The sequence below is a fragment of the Terriglobia bacterium genome (genome assembly GCA_020072565.1).
GTDB lineage: Bacteria > Acidobacteriota > UBA6911 > UBA6911 > UBA6911 > JAFNAG01.
This window is the reverse complement of record JAIQGI010000015.1, coordinates 1-18350: the sequence shown is the minus strand read 5'-3', so window position 1 is coordinate 18350 and position 18350 is coordinate 1. Positions and strand designations below refer to the sequence as shown.

At 60.7% G+C, this 18350-nt stretch carries 15 protein-coding genes; 7 read left to right on the top strand and 8 right to left on the bottom strand.

Annotated features, from left to right (window positions below; translation table 11 throughout):
* The first annotated feature begins 33 nt into the window (after positions 1 to 33).
* Complete coding sequence (locus LAP85_10905) at positions 34 to 828, top strand: hypothetical protein (protein MBZ5496899.1); 795 nt, start codon at positions 34 to 36, stop codon at positions 826 to 828.
* A gap of 229 nt (positions 829 to 1057) precedes the next feature.
* Here the strand turns inward: LAP85_10905 and LAP85_10900 are convergent, their stop codons facing one another.
* Both LAP85_10900 and LAP85_10895 read right to left on the bottom strand, forming a co-directional pair.
* Positions 1058 to 2704, bottom strand: coding sequence for a hypothetical protein (locus LAP85_10900; GenBank protein MBZ5496898.1), 1647 nt, complete (start codon positions 2702 to 2704; stop codon positions 1058 to 1060).
* Positions 2704 to 3471 (bottom strand): ABC transporter ATP-binding protein, encoded by a 768-nt coding sequence (locus LAP85_10895; GenBank protein ID MBZ5496897.1) that lies wholly within the window; start codon positions 3469 to 3471, stop codon positions 2704 to 2706. Before LAP85_10895 ends, LAP85_10900 begins: the two co-directional genes overlap by 1 nt.
* A 46-nt stretch (positions 3472 to 3517) precedes the next feature.
* Between LAP85_10895 and LAP85_10890 the strand changes: the two genes are divergently transcribed.
* The 5 genes from LAP85_10890 (at position 3518) to LAP85_10870 (ending at position 9775) form a co-directional block, all read left to right on the top strand.
* Entirely contained in the window at positions 3518 to 3874 is a 357-nt protein-coding gene (locus LAP85_10890; GenBank protein ID MBZ5496896.1) for a hypothetical protein, read from the top strand.
* A gap of 1055 nt (positions 3875 to 4929) precedes the next feature.
* A complete protein-coding gene (locus LAP85_10885; GenBank protein MBZ5496895.1) occupies positions 4930 to 7701 on the top strand; it encodes a carboxypeptidase regulatory-like domain-containing protein in 2772 nt (923 codons plus the stop codon).
* Positions 7702 to 7956: 255 nt separating this feature from the next.
* The gene (locus tag LAP85_10880; protein ID MBZ5496894.1) at positions 7957 to 8370 is read left to right on the top strand and encodes a hypothetical protein; all 414 of its coding nucleotides are present in this window, start codon (positions 7957 to 7959) and stop codon (positions 8368 to 8370) included.
* Positions 8367 to 9482 carry an exo-alpha-sialidase gene (locus LAP85_10875; GenBank protein ID MBZ5496893.1) on the top strand — a complete coding sequence of 372 codons (1116 nt, stop codon included), beginning with the start codon at positions 8367 to 8369 and terminating at the stop codon, positions 9480 to 9482. Before LAP85_10880 ends, LAP85_10875 begins: the two co-directional genes overlap by 4 nt.
* Positions 9479 to 9775 (top strand): MoaD/ThiS family protein, encoded by a 297-nt coding sequence (locus LAP85_10870; protein MBZ5496892.1) that lies wholly within the window; start codon positions 9479 to 9481, stop codon positions 9773 to 9775. Before LAP85_10875 ends, LAP85_10870 begins: the two co-directional genes overlap by 4 nt.
* A 301-nt stretch (positions 9776 to 10076) precedes the next feature.
* Here LAP85_10870 and LAP85_10865 read toward each other — a convergent pair whose 3' ends face one another.
* From LAP85_10865 to LAP85_10840, 6 genes are all read right to left on the bottom strand, one after another.
* Positions 10077 to 10652, bottom strand: coding sequence for a DUF421 domain-containing protein (locus tag LAP85_10865; GenBank protein MBZ5496891.1), 576 nt, complete (start codon positions 10650 to 10652; stop codon positions 10077 to 10079).
* A gap of 141 nt (positions 10653 to 10793) precedes the next feature.
* A complete protein-coding gene (locus tag LAP85_10860; protein MBZ5496890.1) occupies positions 10794 to 11942 on the bottom strand; it encodes an ABC transporter permease in 1149 nt (382 codons plus the stop codon).
* A gap of 85 nt (positions 11943 to 12027) precedes the next feature.
* Entirely contained in the window at positions 12028 to 12768 is a 741-nt protein-coding gene (locus LAP85_10855) for an ABC transporter ATP-binding protein (protein MBZ5496889.1), read from the bottom strand.
* A gap of 9 nt (positions 12769 to 12777) precedes the next feature.
* Positions 12778 to 14007, bottom strand: coding sequence for an ABC transporter permease (locus tag LAP85_10850; protein MBZ5496888.1), 1230 nt, complete (start codon positions 14005 to 14007; stop codon positions 12778 to 12780).
* The gene (locus LAP85_10845) at positions 14004 to 15260 is read right to left on the bottom strand and encodes an efflux RND transporter periplasmic adaptor subunit (protein ID MBZ5496887.1); all 1257 of its coding nucleotides are present in this window, start codon (positions 15258 to 15260) and stop codon (positions 14004 to 14006) included. Before LAP85_10845 ends, LAP85_10850 begins: the two co-directional genes overlap by 4 nt.
* A 287-nt stretch (positions 15261 to 15547) precedes the next feature.
* Entirely contained in the window at positions 15548 to 17221 is a 1674-nt protein-coding gene (locus tag LAP85_10840) for an amidohydrolase (GenBank protein MBZ5496886.1), read from the bottom strand.
* Between the two features lie 262 nt (positions 17222 to 17483).
* Between LAP85_10840 and LAP85_10835 the strand changes: the two genes are divergently transcribed.
* A complete protein-coding gene (locus LAP85_10835; GenBank protein ID MBZ5496885.1) occupies positions 17484 to 18257 on the top strand; it encodes an outer membrane lipoprotein-sorting protein in 774 nt (257 codons plus the stop codon).
* The last annotated feature ends 93 nt before the right edge of the window (positions 18258 to 18350 follow it).

Here is an 18350-nt window from a genome sequence, read left to right as displayed (position 1 = left end):
AAATATAGAGCACCACCGCTCGAGGAGGAAGCCGTGACCACCACATTCATGCTTCGGACTTTGTGCAACTTTGTATTTCGCCTGCGGCCTTACCCTGCCATATGTCTGCCTGCGCATGTCCGCAGCGCCAGCGCGAATCTAGCCGTCCTTCTGGCTCTGGCCGGACTCCTGCCGCTGTGGGAACAGCAACCCGCCACGGTCGTAAATCACAATGATGTGATCGCAAGGATGGAGGAATCGAACAGCGCCCGCCAGAAAGCACTGCAATCCTACCGGAACCTGCGCCGCTACCAGGCTGCCAATTCCTTCCTCGGGCGTCAGGCCAGCGTGGTGGTGGAGATGCAGTACACTGCGCCTGAAGAAAAGAGCTTTCGAGTGCTGGAGACCAGCGGTTCACGAACCATTCAGAAACGCGTGATCGAGCCGCTGCTCGCCTCGGAGCGGGAAGCCGCCCGACGGCAGGAACGAAAAGACACGGACATTTCACGACAGAACTACATCTTCACCTTCTCCGGGATGGACGAGTCAAGCGGCGCATATATCTTCACGGTCGAGCCGCGTTCGGCCAACAAATACCTGTTCCGCGGCAGGCTCTGGATCGATTGCGACAACTTCGCCATCAGTCGTCTCGAAGGCGAACCGGCGAAATCCCCATCCTTCTGGATCAAGAAAACACACTTCGTCCACCAGTACGCGCGCTTCGGCGACTTCTGGTTCCCCCAGTCGAACCGTACGGAAGTGGAATTGCGGATCTTTGGGAAATCGAGCCTGAGCATCGATTATTACGGCTACGAATGGCAGCCGGGCACGACTGCTCTCGTGAAATAGGTGATCCCATCCTCCAGCCTGAATCATTCATGAAGCAGAACCGCGCGCCCGTGAAAAGCAATAAAATTGGCCGCGGATAAACGCGTGCAGGCGCTTTTTCACGCCGACCAAGGCTGAACGGTCGGCGCCGGTCAGCGTTTTTCCGCGTCCAAATCTGCATTTTGGCCGCACATTCATGAGTAATCCTGGCCAGGCGACCGGAGCAGGTCAATGTCACGGGGATGCGGTTTCAGTCCTGATATTCGAGGGATGCAGTGCGCCGGCGCACACGTGCGCGCAGAGCTCTCTCTAGCAGCCACGAGGATCCGGCAAACCCTGCCAGTACGACCAGCAACAACGGCATGTTGGGATACACCCAGCGGGAGAGCGCCAGCAGCAGCCCTATGGCCGCGAAAGGTCCGAACATGAGAGTGATGAGGTATTGGCCCGAGCGCTGGCCTTTCTTCGATGGCTGGGAAAAAGGGAGCGCCGGATTTAAGAACACGGCCATCTGCAGGAAGAAATGTGACAGCAGCGCCAGCACGGTCAAATGCAGAATGACATGCCAGGGATTGTGGAAGAAGTACAGAAAAACGGCCCCGATGAATATCAGATAGGGCAGGACAAAATAAGTGAACACGAAGTCTTTCGACCCCAGGACCAGCCGCCCGCGGTCGGCCGGCGTGGCGTAATAGATCCAGGATGCCTGATACGAGTCGCTGCTGACCAGGGTTATTCTCAACATGGTCGGGAACATCAGCACCGCCAGATAAAGCAAAAACGAGTCATTGAACGTGTTTTCATGGCTGACGAACGGGTCGGGCAGAGGGCCATGACGCAGTCCCATGAACAGGTAAAGAACTGTAAGGGGCAGAATGCTCAGCACGGCCAGGCGGAACTTTTGATCGTACTTGAACTGGTTGCGCACCAGCAGCGCAACGGCCCTGGCTTCACCACTCTTGAAGATGAGCGCCGGGCGGGTCGCAGACCTCGAAATCTTCTTGGGGCCCTCGCTCACGGCCGTTGCTGACGACAGGCGATCCGAATACTCGAGGGCCAGCCTCCCCCGCGCCCGCTGGGCCAGCAGACCCAAGACCGCAACCGAAAGAAGCGCCGGCACTATATCGACCGCGCGCCGGCGACCCACTGCCAGGTCAAGATAGCTGGCAAACCAGGTGGGCGGGTACCAGAGCACTCCCGCTGATTTCTTGAGGGTCATGGTGGTGAAGGTTCCGGCTTCCATCAGCCGCGGCAAAAAAATGTAACCGCCGTAGATGAGAAACGACAGAATCAATTGGATATAGCTCACGGCGCGCCGCAACTTGTTGGGGTGGATCAATCTTAGAATGCCCGTATAGATCAGGACGAGAAAGAGCGTCATGCCCACCCCGCTCAACAGGGTTGCGAGGAGCGCGGCGAGTCCGAGCAGGGGACGGAAGCCAAGGGTGATGAAAAACACCAACACGGGAATCACGCCCAGGGCCAGGGTCAGCAGGATCGCATAAACCAGGACGTTGGTCAGCCGGGTGATGAAGTACGTGCGCGAGGAAACAGGCTGATAGCCCAGAATGGCAAAGTCGTCGGGGGAGATCACCACGGCGCCGAAATCCACCAGCACCAGCATGGCCGTCATGAGCATGGTGTAAGTCAGCAGCAGGGTGCCGGTGAAAAAAACATCCTTATTGACATACACCAGAGCGCTGATCCCTGCCCCCATGAAAAGATATACCCAAAGCCGGAAGAATAGTAGTTTGTAGGAACCCTCACTCTTCCCAGCTCGTTCGTAGGAGAACTGTCCCAGGCTGGCGGTGCGCAAGTCCATCCTTAGGTAGATGCGTGTCAGGGCGCGCCACTGCTCGTAATCCACCCCCAGCGATCTGATGAGAGCCCGCAACATCAGACCCTCTCCAGCGCGGCCAGGAAATCGGCAGTTACCTGTCCGGCATCGCGCGAACCGGTGAGGTGGCCGAAGGCCTGCTCCAGAGTTTCGCTCCCCGTGGAGCTGCAGATCTCCTGGGCGGTGCCTTCGATGATGCGCTTGCCTTCATTGATAATGAGGATGCGGGAGCATATACGCTCCACAACTTCGAGGATGTGAGAGCAAAAGAGAATGGTCTTACCCTGTGCAGCCATTTTCTTGAGCAGTTCCTTGAAGATCATGGCCGCATTGGCGTCCAGGCCGTTGAGCGGCTCGTCGAGGAAGAGCACCTCCGGCTTATGCAGCAGTGCGGCCGAAATGAGCACCTTCTGCTTCATACCCTTGGAGAATTCGGTCATGCGCTGTTGCTTGACGTCCAGGACCCCGAAAAGCGCCAGGAGTTCGTCCATGCGGGTGATGGCGACTTTCCGGTCGAGATGGTGCAGGCAGGCCACCAACTCCAGATACTCGGCTGGAGAGAGACTCTCATACAACGCGCCGGTTTCCGGCACATAGCCGAGCCGTCTCTTGACTTCCAGAGGCTGTTCCACCACATCGAATCCTGCGACCGATGCTTGTCCGTTCGTGGGCCGCAACAGCCCGGTAAGGACCTTCACGGTAGTGGACTTACCCGCGCCGTTAGGCCCCAGGAAGCCGAAAATCGTCCCCGGCTCCACGCAGAAGCTCAGGTCCTGGAGGGCTACCTTTCTGCCGTACCACTTGGTTAGTCCCTGCGTCATGATCATATCGATAAGCCCCGTTGCTTAGACACTTTTCAAACATGGCAGTGCAGTGCGACATCCATGGAACGATCAATGGCGAATCGCAGCCGAACGTCGCTCAAACCAGGCGACGTATTATATCCAAGACATCCACGCCTACGAAGCCTATACGTGCAACAAGGCAGGGGCGGAACTCCAGTGCAGTTGGAAGCCTGGCACTCCCTTTCTGGACGGTCCTGACGAACAGGAGTTGATCGAAAGAGGTCAACTCCCGGCCGCTGCGGCGCTGTTTGCTCTTGTCGACATCGACACTGGCCGTCCTGCCAATTTCGGCATGGGTTCGATTGCCTGGAATGAGTACCACAAACAGCGTCACGAGGATCTGGACCGATATCGTCAGATCCTTTTTAATATCCGCACGAGATAGAGGAAGACGATGGCTCCAAGGGTCGCAGTTACGGGCGAGCCGAAAAGACTGAGTGAAAGGACGATAAAAGAAGTGGGTGTCGGAAATCGTGTTACTTACACCTGCGCTGACGAATGGTGTGATTCTGCCGTCTGTATACCTGGCCTGCCTGATTCGAACTTCCCCCAAAACCCAGGTTGAGAATGAGCCCCGTATCCTGCTGGCCAGCCGCGAAGCAGGGCACGGTGAGAAGTGTCGTAGCTGAGGCCAGGATAAAGAACTGCCGGATGAACTCGCGCCAATACACTTTTTGAGCGCGCATCCCGGACGATAGCAGGCGCAGGGCTGTGGCCAAGCGTGAATGCATCCGGCGCCAACACGACCAGCGGCTCCGGACTGACGGCCTCGACCGCCAGAGCCTGGCTCCGACCAATCGTGCCGCCAGCCCGTCGACGATGCGCAACGATCAAGGGATGCACTTTTTCTGCAGAACGCACGAGACTCGGCCGGGGCAGAACTCAAGCCCCGGAGCAAGCTCCGGCGGCTGGCAGCGTTTTGCTCCGCATCCGGCCGAATCCCCGGCGCAGGCGCCCGCCGGACGCAGCAACGGAGCGGTGGCACAACCTCGGCATCAGGGAAGCGCACCATACTCGAACCGTGGTCCGGCCCCGGGCTACACCAGGCGTGGCCCGTCGCCTGATTACAACTCTCAGCCGAATTACGCCCCTCCACGCTACACTGCGCGGCCTCCCCTGAATCTGAGCAGGCCGATCATCAGCGGGCCGCCGCGCGGAGCCCCCAGCCGCGGTCCCAGTGGACGTGGTAGTGTCGCTCCCCGCGGAGGGAGTAGCGGCCGATCCTCTGGTTCATCCCGCCGTCGCTAAGCTCCCAAAAGCCAACAGCCGGCGCGGCGATTCTTGAGGAATCGCCGCGCCAAAGTTTCAACCTTGGGCCGAAGTTCTGGCCGACATCGTCAATAGACGCACAGCCAGGGGTTTGGTGTGGATTAACTGTGGGACCCTCACTATCCTGTTGGCATGAGACGCTGTGCTTGCCTTGTCAGTCTTGGCTTGTTCGTGGTAACAGCGTCGGCATGGGCGCAAATCTCGCAAGGGTGGATCACGGGCCGGGTGTGTGACGCCGTCAATTCGCGGGGACTTCAGGGAGTGCGGCTCATTCTAACCAGGCTCGCCGACAAGGCGACACGGGCCGCTTCCACAGATTCCTCGGGGGGCTATCACTTTCTCGCGCTTTATCCCGGCACATACGATCTGGTTTGCGAGAAGCCCGGCTATGCGGCTACCACCATCCATCTTGTGAGAGTCGCAAGCAGCCGCGCGAGCATCGCAGACGTGACGATGGGAACAGGCGCCACTCCGGTTTCCATCCGATGGCAAGGGAGCCCTGAGGATCTATGGGCCGCGGATTACGGAAGCTACTTTGACGCAACCCGGCTGGCTTTGATCCCGAGCGCACGCAACATCTGGGCGGTGCTGGAAAGTCAGGAGCGGTCCACCATCACCAACGCGCCGCAGGAAGGAGGTTTTGCAACGGGCGTCATTGCTCTTGCCGGGTCCCTGGGCGCCTCGCGGACGCAAGTCAGCTATCGTCTCGACGGCCTCAACGTCACCGACCCGTTCGAGACCGGGAAGCCGCTTGTCTTTCCGGACTATGGCGCGCTTCAGGAATTGCAGGCGTCGACCGCTCTCCACACGCCGGAAATCGCGGCGCCGGGCGCTTCCCTGAACATGACGAGCCGGGAGAGCGCCCGGGACTTTCATTTCGGGGTTGAAGGCTACTATCTCGGAGAGCCCTTCCAGAGCAGTAATCTGGACAGCCGGCTGCGCGGCTTCGGTTTCACGGACGTGCCGCATTTCAAACGCTTCGAGGAGGGACAGTTCCAGTTCGGGGGCGCGCTGCCGCGGACGCGGAGATGGTCTTTCTTTACTTCTTTCGGCATCCAGCATCTGACCAGGGTCGTCCCCGGTTTTCCCTCGATCCCGGACACGACGGTCAGCTCCGCCCTGGTGCGTTTTGACGGCAGGCTCGGCGCGCGCGAGCAGTTCAATCTCCTGTCGACCGGGCAAATCGTCGACAACTCCAACCTGGGAGCGCGCTCGGGTGTTGCCCCTTCGTCGACTCTGCGTGGTCACGATCGTTTCGAGGTGGTTCAGGGGCACTGGACACACTACCAGGGCGGCGACCTGGTCTGGCAGGTACTCGGGGGGTTCTCTCACTCCTCCCCGACCGATACCTTGCAGCACGGCATCGCCGCCGCAAGCCGCATCCAGCTCTTTACGGGAGAGACTGCGGGCGCGGCGCCGCTCGAATCTGATTCCGCCCGCAGCCGTTTTTCGCTGGCCGGGCAAGGCGAGGCATGGCGCAGATTCCTGGGCCGGCAGCACCAGCTGGATTTCGGCCTGGACCTGGAAGAATCGAAATCAACGGAAGAGCGCAGGATATTCGGTGACTTCCAGCAGCTCTACTACCCGTTTGGCGTCCCGGCCGAGGTCGTCGAGTACAACACGCCGAGCCATTCCAAGCAGCGATTGCGGGAACTGTCGTTGTACCTGGACGAACGCGTGCACGTGACGGGCAGGATTTTCGTGCGCGCCGGGCTGCTTCTCGATTCCAGCAAAACCTTCCTGCCGCCGCAGCGCAGCGGCGCCGGAGCCTTCGTGCCTGCGCGTCAGTTCCCAGGGATGAACAGCATCGTATCCTGGACGACGCTTGCGCCGCGCATCGGCGTGTCAATGCCTCTATCCCGCCGCCTCGGGGGAGCCAGGCTTTCCGCCGGATACGCGCGCTACTATCATGTCTTACCCGCGAGTTACGCAAACTTCGCGAATCCGACGAGCCTCGGTGGCCAGGTCTTTCTCTGGAACGACCTGAATCACGACGGCTTTTTCCATCCGGGCGAGGAGGGTACACTGCTGCGGGTGTTCGGCGGCCCTTACTCTTCGGTAGATCCTCGTCTGAAACGGCCATTCACGGATGAATTCGCCATCGGTCTGGATCAGCAGATCGGGGAGCGGCTTTCCCTGGAGGCGCGTGGATTCCGTCGCGATCAAAAGAGGCTGATCGAGACAGTGAACGTCGGGGTGCCTTTTTCTTCCTGCACACCCGTGAGCGTTTCCGATGCCGGCGATGACAATATTCCGGGAACGAGCGACGATCAGACGCTCACGGTTTTAAATCAGGATCCGAGCACTTTGGGCGAGGACCGCTATCTTCTTGCCAATCCGCTGGGCCTGCGTTCCTCTTACAAAGGACTTGAGATTACCGTGCACTGGGAATTTGCCCAACGCGGCTTCTTTTCCGCTTCCTTCACTGCCTATAAGGCCATCGGGACCACCAATCCCGGAAACACCGAGTTCGAGAATGATCCCGGGATCATCGGCGGTCTGTTCGACAACCCCAACAACCTTTTGAACGCGCGCGGGCGCACCTTCTTCGATCGCGCTTACGTGGGCAAAGTTGCTTCCTACGTGCGCCTTCCTTTCGGTTTCTACTCCGGCTCGGCAATCCGGTATGCGGACGGTCTGCCTTTCGGCCGCAAGCTCATCATCACCGGCTTCAACCAGGGGCCGTTCTATATCCTGGCGACGCCGCGCGGCGAACCCGGGGGATTTCGCACCCAATTCGATCTCTCGTTCGACCAGCGTCTGGCGCGCGACTTCGCCCTCGGTCGGTTCCGGGTTTCGGCCATGGTCGATGCATTCAACCTGCTCAACTCGAACCGGAATCTCCGCGAGTACGACATTTCCGGGCCCCTCTTTACGTCGCGCACACCAGTGGAGATTCAGAACCCGCGCGCCATCCGCTTCGGCCTGCGCCTGAACCTGTGATGCATCCCAAGCCCTAGAAAACGCACTTAGACCCTTACCCTATGCAGCCGTGCAGATTTCAGCAGACATTCCAAGCAAATCGAGCAGGTTCAGCTTCTATTCAAAGCAAGCTGACCTTGACTCAATCACTGCCGGATCAAGCCATGGGACGTTGATCACCCCCCTGGGTCATGTTACCTTTAAAATAGTCGGGTGTGGGCACATGCATCTCTCTTGGAACAAATCGAGCTTGGAACAAATCGAGGAATTGCAACCATGGGTTGGTTGAATTCTCTCCCAAGGACCTCTTGTCTGGTCTGCTTTGCCGTGATTGCTGCCAATTCCGATACTATGACGTTTGCCCTCCCGGACCGCGGAGGGTTCACACGCACGACCCAGGGAGACTCCAGTTCCACGCTAAGCGGCTACGCGAACATCCAACCCAACATCGGGAGCACAACGCCCTCAGGCGTCGCCATTTTCGGTCTGCGCCAGGCCAACGCTCTGGTGAGCGAAACAGGTGTTCCAGCCACGGCGGCACTGACCGCGGGCCGGATTTATGCTGAAATCGGCGGTGGCGTGGACGCCGGGCTGGCGATTGTCAACCCGAATGACTCAACCGCAACCATCAACTTTTACTTCACCGATGCCAACGGCTTTCCTGCCGGGTCGAGGAAGGTAAAGCGATGAGCAGAGTACGAGTTCTGGTGGGTACACGAAAGGGCGCGTTCGTCCTGACATCGGACGGCAAGCGCGAGAAATGGGATGTCAGCGGTCCCCACTTCGGCGGCTGGGAGATCTACCATCTGAAGGGCTCGCCCGTTGACTCGAACCGGCTGTACGCGTCGCAGTCCAGCGGCTGGTTCGGGCAGGTGATCCAGCGCTCCAACGACAGCGGCAAGACGTGGGAGCCCGTGGGCAACAAGTTCGTGTACGACGGCGTTCCCGGCACTCATCTGTGGTATGACGGCACGCCGCACCCTTGGGAGTTCAAGCGAGTCTGGCATCTCGAACCATCGCTGACCGATCCGGACACCGTTTATGCCGGGGTGGAGGACGCCGCCCTGTTTCGCACGACCGATGGCGGACAGACGTGGCAGGAACTCCCCGGCCTGCGCGGCCACGAATCAGGACCCAAATGGCAGCCCGGCGCCGGCGGGATGGGCCTGCACACGATCATTCTCGATCCGAGCATTCCCGGGCGCATCTTCATCGCCATCTCGGCGGCGGGCGTGTTCCGGACCGATGACGCCGGCCACACGTGGCGGCCGACCAACCGTGGACTGAAGTCCCAATATCTGCCCGACCCGAACGCCGAAGTCGGCTACTGTGTTCACCGCATCGCGATGCACCGCTCACGCCCGAATGTGCTGTACATGCAGTTGCACTGGAACGTCATGCGCAGCGACGACGCCGGGGAATCGTGGCACAAAATCAGCGGGAATTTGCCGAGCGACTTCGGGTTCCCGGTCGAAGTTCATGCGCACGAGCCGAACACCATCTACGTCGTCCCGATCAAGAGCGACTCCGAGCACTATCCACCCGACGGCAAGCTGCGCGTGTATCGCAGCCGCTCGGGCGGAAACGAGTGGGAGGCGCTCACGAAAGGCTTGCCGCAACGCGACTGCTACGTCAATGTGTTGCGCGACGCGATGGCCGTGGACTCGCTCGATCCGGGCGGCGTGTATTTCGGCACCACCGGCGGGCAGGTGTACGCATCGAACAACGCCGGGGACAACTGGGCGCCCATCGTCCGGGATCTTCCCGCCGTATTGTCCGTCGAGGTCCAGACGCTGCCATGATTCGGGTCGTGCTCCCCTTTCATCTGCGAACGCTCGCGCGCCTGGACGGCGAGGTGAAACTCGAGGTCACGGGTCCGGTGACACAGCGATCGGTTCTCGATGCCCTCGAAGCTCGCTATCCGGTGCTGCGGGGGACGATCCGCGACCACGTCACGCAAAAGCGCCGGCCGTTCTTGCGTTTGTACGCCTGCGAGCAGGATCTGTCCAACGAACTGCCCGACACCCCGCTCCCCGACGCGGTTGCCACGGGCGCGGAGCCCTTTCTTATCTTTGGGGCTATTGCTGGCGGCTAAAGTCGGTAGAGCCCGAGTTCAAGCGGCCGAGACCTTCCGGTACGCGTAGCCAGGCACCCGTGCTTGATGTGTTGCTGTTCGCTGAACGACGACGGCTGCTAGTTGCTCTTACTACCCCCCAGGTTCGCCGTGTGCGAATTCGCGATGAGAAGACGCTCGGCAAGGCCGCCAAAGAAATCGGCGACGAGTCGCCGACTGTGCAGGGAGACGCGGCCGAACTGAAAGATCTTGATCGACTCTTTCTACAGGCGCATAGGTTAGCGCCAAATATTTTGCGGCGGTCCGGCCCCGATCCAGCAGTTCAAGGGTGGGCGATGAGGCGTTCACGAATTTCCGTCAGCTGGCGGGTGATGGCGTCGAGGCGGTCCGTGAGAGCCTTCTGTTGAAGCTCTTCAGGCGAAGGTTTCCTGCCGATGAAGAAAATGGTTCCGCCGGGATCGATCACGGCGCGCTCAATCTCCTGCAAGCCGGAAAATCCCTGACGGTGAGCTGCCGTTTCCAGCTCGGCACGAGTGAGGAGTTCCTGCTTCATCCGTTCTTCATGAATCACGCCCCCCTCGATCAGGACGTCGGACTCTCCCTCGACCAGGCGGTCCAGCTTCTGGTGAGTAAACAGAAACCTGACCACCACATAATTCAGGAGGAGAAGCGTGGCCGCTCCGATCAGTCCGCCCGCGACCGAATTATCATTCCCGATGATCGCGTTCTGAACGGTATTGGAAAGTGTGAGCAGAACGACGAGGTCGAACGGATTCAACTGCGCCAGCTCCCGCTTGCCGGAAAGCCGAAGGCCGACAATCAGAAAAACGTAGACAAGGACCGGCCGCAGCACCTTCTCAGCGACCGGGACCCCCAACGTAAACATGTCATTCCAAATGGCGTGCATGGCATTCCCTCCCGTGTCGAGGCGCAGGGAGTGTGAACCCATGGCAACCAAGGCTCCTCTCCACACCTGCTACCGCAGACTGTATCTTGCTTTCATCGGAATGTCGACCGGAGCCAGGCAAGGGGAACGGCGTTATTCGGATTTCAGGGCTTGGATCGGTTCGAGACGGGATGCGCGCAAGGCAGGGTAGATGCCGAAGATGACGCCCACCGTGATCGAAAACGCAAAAGCGATGGCCGCCGCCGGCCAGGATATCAGGGTCTCCCAGAATCCAAAAACCGCAGCGACGCGCGTGGCGGCGATGCCAGCCCAGACGCCGAGGATGCCACCGATTCCGCTCAGCAGGGCAGCCTCAACGAGAAACTGAACCGTGATATCGTGCGGCCTGGCGCCCAGGGCCCGGCGCAAGCCGATTTCGCGCGTGCGTTCCCGGACGGAGATGAGCATGACCGCCAGAATGCCCACGCCCCCCACCAGCAGCGCAATGCCCGCCACGCTGCCGATGAGCAGCGTCATCGCGCGCGCAGTATCGCGCTCGGTTTTCAGCAGGGTCGTCTGATTCTGGATGGTGAAAGTGTCCGGGCGCCCTTCCGTCAAATGCTGGCGCTCACGCAAAAGCGCCTGCACTTCACGCTCGACCTGATTCATCCACTGGCTGCCACGCGCCTGGATGTAAATGGTCTGGATGTAGGGAACGTTGAACAGGCGGCGCATGGCAGTCTCGAGGGGTACAAGAACGATGTCATCCTGATCCATGCCATTGGCGTCAATGCCGCGCGGGCGGGTAATGCCGATGACTTCAAACGGCACGCGCCCGATGCGGATCTGCTGGCCGACAGGGTCGGAGCTGCCGAAGATGTTCTTCGCTACCGTCGGGCCGATCACCGCCACACGGCGGCGCGTGCGGTCTTCATCGGCATCAAACGGGCGGCCGCTCGCAAATGGGATATTGCGGATGCGGAAGCCCTCGGCAGCCATCCCGGTCACTGCGGTAGTGGTATTGTTGCTCTCCCAGCGGACCACGAGCGACTTGCCGACAGCCGGAGCCGCGGCGATGACATGAGGGCATTCCTCGCCAATAGCACGGCCGTCTTCGGCGGTGAGGGTAGTGACGGTGGCTACGGTCCGCTGCCGTCCGATCATGAGACGGGCGGGCGCGGCGTTGACGACGATCAGGTTCGTACCCAGCTTGCCGATACGGTCGAGAATGCGCTTCTCGGCGCCGCGCCCGGTGGAAACCATCAGAATGACTGCGCCGACTCCCACGACTATGCCGGTCATGCTGAGGAGTGTCCGCAGCTTGTGCGCCGCCAGGATCTGGCACGAGAGCATGGCGTTGCGGGAGAATTGCATGGCGCGGTTCCGTTTAACCGGGCCCGGCGCCGTGGGCGTCCTGTGCCATCAGGCGAAGTTCCGTTTCCGCGTCGTGCGGCTGGGCGACAGGCTGGTCGCCCGCGATGCGGCCGTCTTTCAGCACGATGAGGCGGCGGGCGTGTTCGGCCACGGTGCGGTCGTGCGTGATCATGACGAGGGTGCGCCCCTCGCGGTGCAGGCGCTGGAAAATGGCCAGGACTTCCAGGCCGTTGCGGGTGTCGAGGTTGCCCGTCGGCTCGTCCGCCAGGACGATCACGGGGTTGGTGACGAGAGCGCGCGCGATCGCCACGCGCTGCTGTTCTCCGCCCGACAGCTCTGCCGGATGATGGTGTTTGCGCCCGGCGAGGCCCACCGATGCGAGGGCCTGTTCGGCGCGGGCGGCGCCGCCGCCGTTTCCGTCGGCATAGATGAGCGGGAGCATCACGTTCTTCATGGCGTCGGCGCGATCGAGCAGATAGAACTGCTGAAAGACAAAACCGATCTTGCGGTTGCGGATGCGGGAGAGCTCATGCTCGCCGGCGAGCGCCATATCCACGCCATCGAGCCGGTACGTGCCGCCCGTGGGTTTGTCGAGGCCGCCCAGGATGTTCATGAGGGTGGTCTTGCCGGAGCCGGAGGCGCCCATGATGGCGACGAACTCACCTTTCTCCACACGGAAGGAAACTCCCTTGAGCACTTCGGTGACGACTGTGCCCTTGGTGTAGTTCTTGGTCAGGTTCTCGAGTTCAATCATGGAAGTCCCCTACATTCGTTTTTCCCGGAGCGCTGCCACCGGATCCAGACGCGCCGCCTTGCGCGCCGGATAGAGGCCGAACGCGACCGCCACCAGGGTGCATGCCGCGATCGAAATCGCAAACGGGATCCAGGTGATCTGGCTGACAGCCACACCTTTCCATGCCAGGAGCGAGGCGATGCCGGCGCCGCCGGCCGCGCCGAGCACGCCGCCGGCCAGCGCGACACCAAGCGCTTCGAAAAGGAACTGGACAAGGATATCCCGGGGGCGCGCACCGACGGTCAGGCGCAGTCCAATCTCGTGGACGCGCTGGGAGACGGAGATGAGCATCAGGTTCATGATCACCACGCCGCCCACGAGCATCGAGATGGCTGAAATCGCGATCAGCAGTGTGGTGAGCGTCGATGACGTGGTGAGCGCGGTCTCTTTGACATCCTCGGGCTCGCGGACAAAGAAGTCATCTTCGGCGCCAGCGCGGATCTGGTGGCGCTCGCGCAGGAGTTTGCGGATCTGTTCGGCGGTTTGGTGCAGCTTGCGGGCATCCCGAACTTGGACGACGATCTGTTCCAGATACAAGCGGCCAAAGAGCCGTTTGGAGGAGGTTGTGAACGGGATGACGATCCGGTCATCCCAGTCGTCTCCGCCGGGCGTGATGCCCGCCTCGACGAAGACGCCCTTTACCTGGAAGGCCTCGCTGCCGATGCGGATGGTCTGACCGATCGGGTCACCTGCGCCAAAGAGCATCTTAGCAGTGCGGAAACCAAGAATGGCCACCCGGTTCATATTCACCAGGTCGGCTTGGCTAAGGAACTCGCCCCGCTCCACCGGCCGGCGCCGGATGTAATGCCAGGTGGGACCAACCCCAAAGATGCGGGTCTTGACCGACTGGTCGCCATAAACGACCTCCCAGCCGCGCTGGTTCTGCACGGAAGAGACGTAGCGGATGTTGCCGAGGCCAGCTTCAATAGCCTGGGTGTCCGCCTCCATCAACGAGGCGACCGTGCGGTCGGTGGTGGGCGCGAAGACCTGCTTGGCTGAGCCGGCGCGGATCATGATCAGGTCCCATCCCTGCTTGGCGACCATGTCCATGACTTGGGCGCGCGTCCCCTGACCGATGCAAATGACCGCCGTGAGGGAGGCGATGCCGATGACAAGGCCGAGCATCATGAGAAACGACCGCAGCCGGTTTGACAGCAGAGAGTCACCGGCCTGCTGCAGCAGTCGCAATGATCGATTCAATTTTTCCCTTTCTCTGTCCCGGGCAGATCGAGAAAGATCTCCTGCCCTTCGCTGAGGCCGCCAGCCACTTCGGTCCAGGGGCCGTCTTTCCAGCCGAGCCTGACTTCGTGAGGCTCGGGCCTGCCATTGACGGACAGAAGCACGAAGTGCTTGCCCCCCTCACGCCGGACGGCACTGGAGGGGATCGCCAGAACCCGGCGGGATTCGAGTTGGATGCCGACGCTCGTGGTCATCTCGGGCCTCAGGCGGCCTTCGTAGGGCGTGACGATTTCGACCGCGACCACGTATTTCACCACATTGTCCTGGATCGTGGCTTTGGGATAAATCGCCACTACTTTACCCTCAAAGTCGTCGGCGGGAAAGGCATCCACCGTAAAGACCACGTGCTGGCCCACTTTGACTTTCCCGATGTCCACTTCATCGACATAGGCCTCGACCTGAAGTTTGGCCAGGTCGATGATGGTGACAAAAGTCGGGGCGTTCAGGCCGGCCGCGACCGTCTCGCCTTCCTGGGTGGAGACGGAGCCGATGACACCGGAAATGGGCGCGGTGATGACCGCGTACGAGAGCTGGACGTGCGCATTGGTCAACGCCGCCTGGTCGCGGTCGCGTTCCGCCTGGGCCTGTTTGAGGTTTTCGGCGTATTGGGCACGCACCAGATCAAGAGCTCTGCGTGCCGTCGCAAGCTGGGCCTCCGACACCGCCAGCTGTTCCTGCGCCTGATCGGCATCCACCTGCGTCGCAAGCTTCTTCTTAAGCAGGTCCTGCTGCCGCCCGAAGTCTTTGCGCGCCAGGATCACGGTGGCATCCCACCGGGCCACATCCGTTTCAGCCCGCGCCACTTCCTTGGGAAACAGCGCATCCAAAGCGGCCAGCTTCGCTTCCGCAAACTGCGCCTCGGCCTGGCTTTGAGCCACTATCGCCTCCAGATCAGCCTTTTCCAGCTCCGCGATCACCTGCCCCTTGCGCACCTGATCTTTGATGTTGGCGTGCAGGCGCAAGACCCGGCCGGAGACGCGCGACCCCACCTTGACTTCCGCCCCTACCTGCGGCTTCACCGCGCCGATGGCAGTTACGCTCGCTGAAAACTGACGGAACAACACCTTGACTGTTTCTGCCGCATTATCGCTGGTCGCGGAGGTTTGTCTCCACAGGCAGGCAGACCCGCCGAGAGTCAGAGCCACCACCAGCGCCGGCGACAGGAACCCGCACCGCCAGACCGCTTTCCGGTCCGGACATCCGGTACTCATCATGAGGCTGTTTCCCCCCTTGCAGATATAGGAATTAGCTTTTGGGGCCGGCAGGATGTCCATCGCACCGATGCTGCCAGCGCTCAGACCGAGGCAGGAAAAGTGGAACAGTCGCCTGCTTTTCACCGCCGGGAGGCAAGATAGCATAGGTAGGCGCGAAAAACTTGCAGAATTCACGTGAGCGGTCGTGTAGCTCGGGAGTCGATTCGCCTGTCCAGAAATCTCCACCGCAGACCTGGCCGTTTATGACTCATCCCTTGTTCCCGGACCATGCGCCATCACGACCGGCGTTACCTCGGGTAGACGACCTTGCCTCCCAGAATAGTCATTTCGACGCTTGTCTGCAGTATCTCACGGGCGGGAATTGTCAGGATATCTTTTGAGAGCACGACCATGTCCGCCAGCTTTCCCGGGGCAAGTGAGCCTTTGATCTTTTCTTCAAACGCGGCATAGGCCGCGTCGATCGTGAACATCCGCAACGCCTGCTCGCGGCTGACGATCTGCTCGGGATGCCAGCCGCCCTCCGGCCAACCCTGCCGGTCCTGTCGCGTGACGGCAGCATAAATTCCCGGAAGCGGGGCGACGGATTCGACGGGAGCATCCGACCCGGCCGGAATCCGGACGCCGGTGTCGAGCAGTGACCGCCAGGCATAGGAGTACCTCGTCCGCTGCTCGCCGATTCTCTGCGCAATCCAGTGCATGTCGGTCGTGCAGTGCGTGGGTTGCATCGAGGGGATGATCCCCAGCCGGGCGAAGCGGGGGAGATCCGCGGGATCGAGCACCTGCGCATGCTCGACGCGCAAGCGTGCGTCGGCAACCTTGGCTTCCTTCAGGGCGCGCTCCATGGCGTCGAGAACGACACGGTTCGCGCGGTCGCCGATCGCGTGAACTGCGGTCTGAAAGCCTGCCTTCAGACCCCGCAGAATCGTCTGGTAGATCTCCTCTTCGGTGAGGCGCAGTACCCCACGATTGCCCGGATCGTCAAGGTAGGATTCGAGGAAAGCCGCTCCGCGGGACCCGAGGGAGCCGTCGAGGCTCATTTTGATGCCGCGGATCGTGAGACGGTTGTCGTACAGGCCGATCTGCGGCCCTTGCACCAGATAGTAGTCCAGTGATTCATAAGTGTGAGGCAGTTTCTGCTCGTCTGCCGGCCAGCGTACGAATTCGTAGATCCGCAAGTCGAACTCGCCCGCCTTCATCATCTCCTCGTAGAGCTCGATGTCCTCGCGCGATCCGCCGGCTTCGTGCACGCCGGTCAGACCCGAAGCAAGGCATTCCCGGACCGAAAGCCGCGCGGCCTCCTTCCTTTGCTCCTTGCTCATCGGGGGAATGTGACTGGATACCAGGCGGAACGCGTTGTCGACCAGGGTGCCCGCAATCTCTCCACCGCTGTCGCGGATAATCCGGCCGCCCGACGGATCAGGCGTGCCTTTGCGGATTCCGGCAATCTCGAGCGCTTTGCTGTTCACCCAGGCCGCGTGACCGTCCACACGACTCAGGTAAACGGGATTTTGCGGCGCCACGACGTCGAGGTCGGCTCTGGTAGGAAACGCCTTGACCGGCCAGTTGTTTTGATCCCAGCCGCGCCCCTGGATCCACTCGCCGGGTTTCGCCTGCGACGCCCGGGCGGCGATCCTCTTGATGATTTCCTCCTTGCTCGGGCCGCCCACGTCAATCTGCATGCTGCGGGAGCCGATGCCGAGGAAGTGTGTGTGCGCGTCGATCAAGCCGGGGATCACGGTCTTGCCGCCGAGTTCAATGATCCTCGTTCTGTCACCGACATGCTGCTGAATGTCTTCGTTCGCGCCCACAGCGATGATGCGGCCCGCCTTTACGGCAATGGCCTGGACGGCCGGGTACGAACTCTCCATAGTCACGATGTGCCCGCCGCGCAGCACCAGATCCGCAGCTTCCTGCGGGCTCGTCCGGCAGCCGCCGGAGAGCAGCAGCCAGCATCCGATCATAGTTACCACGAATGAGGTTTTCATGGTGAGCACTCCCGTTGCATGGGTGGAAAGCGAAACGACCGTGGGAGCCAGCATAGCCCGAATTCGCACAGGACACAATTGAAGTTGTCATTAGGCCATCTGCGATCCGCAGAACGCCACGCAGATTTCCACCCGCCCCTGGTTGCCCCCTTCGAAAATGAAAGCTCGCCTTCCACGTCGTGGTGTCGGTACATTGAGTTTTGGGGTAAACTTGCAGGCACAAAAGAATGGAGATGTCATGAGACCTTCCCTGCCGTCTTCACGCTCGCTCGTGTTTGTCCTTCTGGCCGCAGGCATCGCCGGCACGTCCACGACCCGGCTCTCCCGCACCCAGGATAAGCCGCCGGCCGCAGAGGAAATCCTCGAGAGATTCATCCGGGCGACCGGCGGCAGGCCCGCCTACGAGAAACTGCACAACCAGATCATCATGGGAGCGGTCGAGTTCGTGGAGTCCGGAATCAAGGGGAAGACCGCCGAATACAAGACCGAGACCAATAAAGCTTACAGGGTTGTTGATCTCGAGGGTGTCGGTAAGATTGAAGCCGGCACCGACGGGAGCGTTGCCTGGGAGCGCTCATCCGAGACAGGGGCGAGGATTAAGTCCGGCGAAGAAAGGGCTACGGCACTGCGCGAAGCGACCTTCAACGCTGCACTTCACTGGCGTGATCTGTACAGCAAGTCCGAATGCGTCAGCAGCGAAAAGGTCGGCGACCAGCTGTGCTTCAAAGTGGTGCTGACGCCAAAGGAAGGGAAACCGGTGACTCAGTACTACGACGAAAGATCCGGCTTGCTTGTCAAGATGGCCATGACCACCTTGACGCCAACGATGGGGGAGATCGCCGTCGAGACTTACCTGAGCGACTACAGAAACGTCGAGGGCATCCTGGTCCCTCACGAGCTGAGAAGAAAGGTGCTCTCCCAGCAGATCGACACTCACATCGAGAGCGTTCAGTTCAACGCCGAAATCCCGAAGACATCTGAGGTAGTCTGTCAAGTATTTTTGATTTCATGATTCTCTATGCGGCCTTGTCAATAAAGTCCAAAACCTCGGACCCTTTATTTCGAAGCGATTGGATATGAATCTCTTCGTTGTACATGACACGAT

Bases quoted from the DNA above. Each gene is read 5' to 3' on its own strand.
- LAP85_10900 (MBZ5496898.1), bottom strand. From the start codon at position 2,704: ATGTTGCGGGCTCTCATCAGATCGCTGGGGGTGGATTACGAGCAGTGG.
- LAP85_10895 (MBZ5496897.1), bottom strand. From the start codon at position 3,471: ATGATCATGACGCAGGGACTAACCAAGTGGTACGGCAGAAAGGTAGCC.
- LAP85_10880 (MBZ5496894.1), top strand. From the start codon at position 7,957: ATGGGTTGGTTGAATTCTCTCCCAAGGACCTCTTGTCTGGTCTGCTTT.
- LAP85_10875 (MBZ5496893.1), top strand. From the start codon at position 8,367: ATGAGCAGAGTACGAGTTCTGGTGGGTACACGAAAGGGCGCGTTCGTC.
- LAP85_10870 (MBZ5496892.1), top strand. From the start codon at position 9,479: ATGATTCGGGTCGTGCTCCCCTTTCATCTGCGAACGCTCGCGCGCCTG.
- LAP85_10860 (MBZ5496890.1), bottom strand. From the start codon at position 11,942: ATGACCGGCATAGTCGTGGGAGTCGGCGCAGTCATTCTGATGGTTTCC.
- LAP85_10855 (MBZ5496889.1), bottom strand. From the start codon at position 12,768: ATGATTGAACTCGAGAACCTGACCAAGAACTACACCAAGGGCACAGTC.
- LAP85_10845 (MBZ5496887.1), bottom strand. From the start codon at position 15,260: ATGATGAGTACCGGATGTCCGGACCGGAAAGCGGTCTGGCGGTGCGGG.
- LAP85_10840 (MBZ5496886.1), bottom strand. From the start codon at position 17,221: ATGATCGGATGCTGGCTGCTGCTCTCCGGCGGCTGCCGGACGAGCCCG.
- LAP85_10835 (MBZ5496885.1), top strand. From the start codon at position 17,484: ATGAGACCTTCCCTGCCGTCTTCACGCTCGCTCGTGTTTGTCCTTCTG.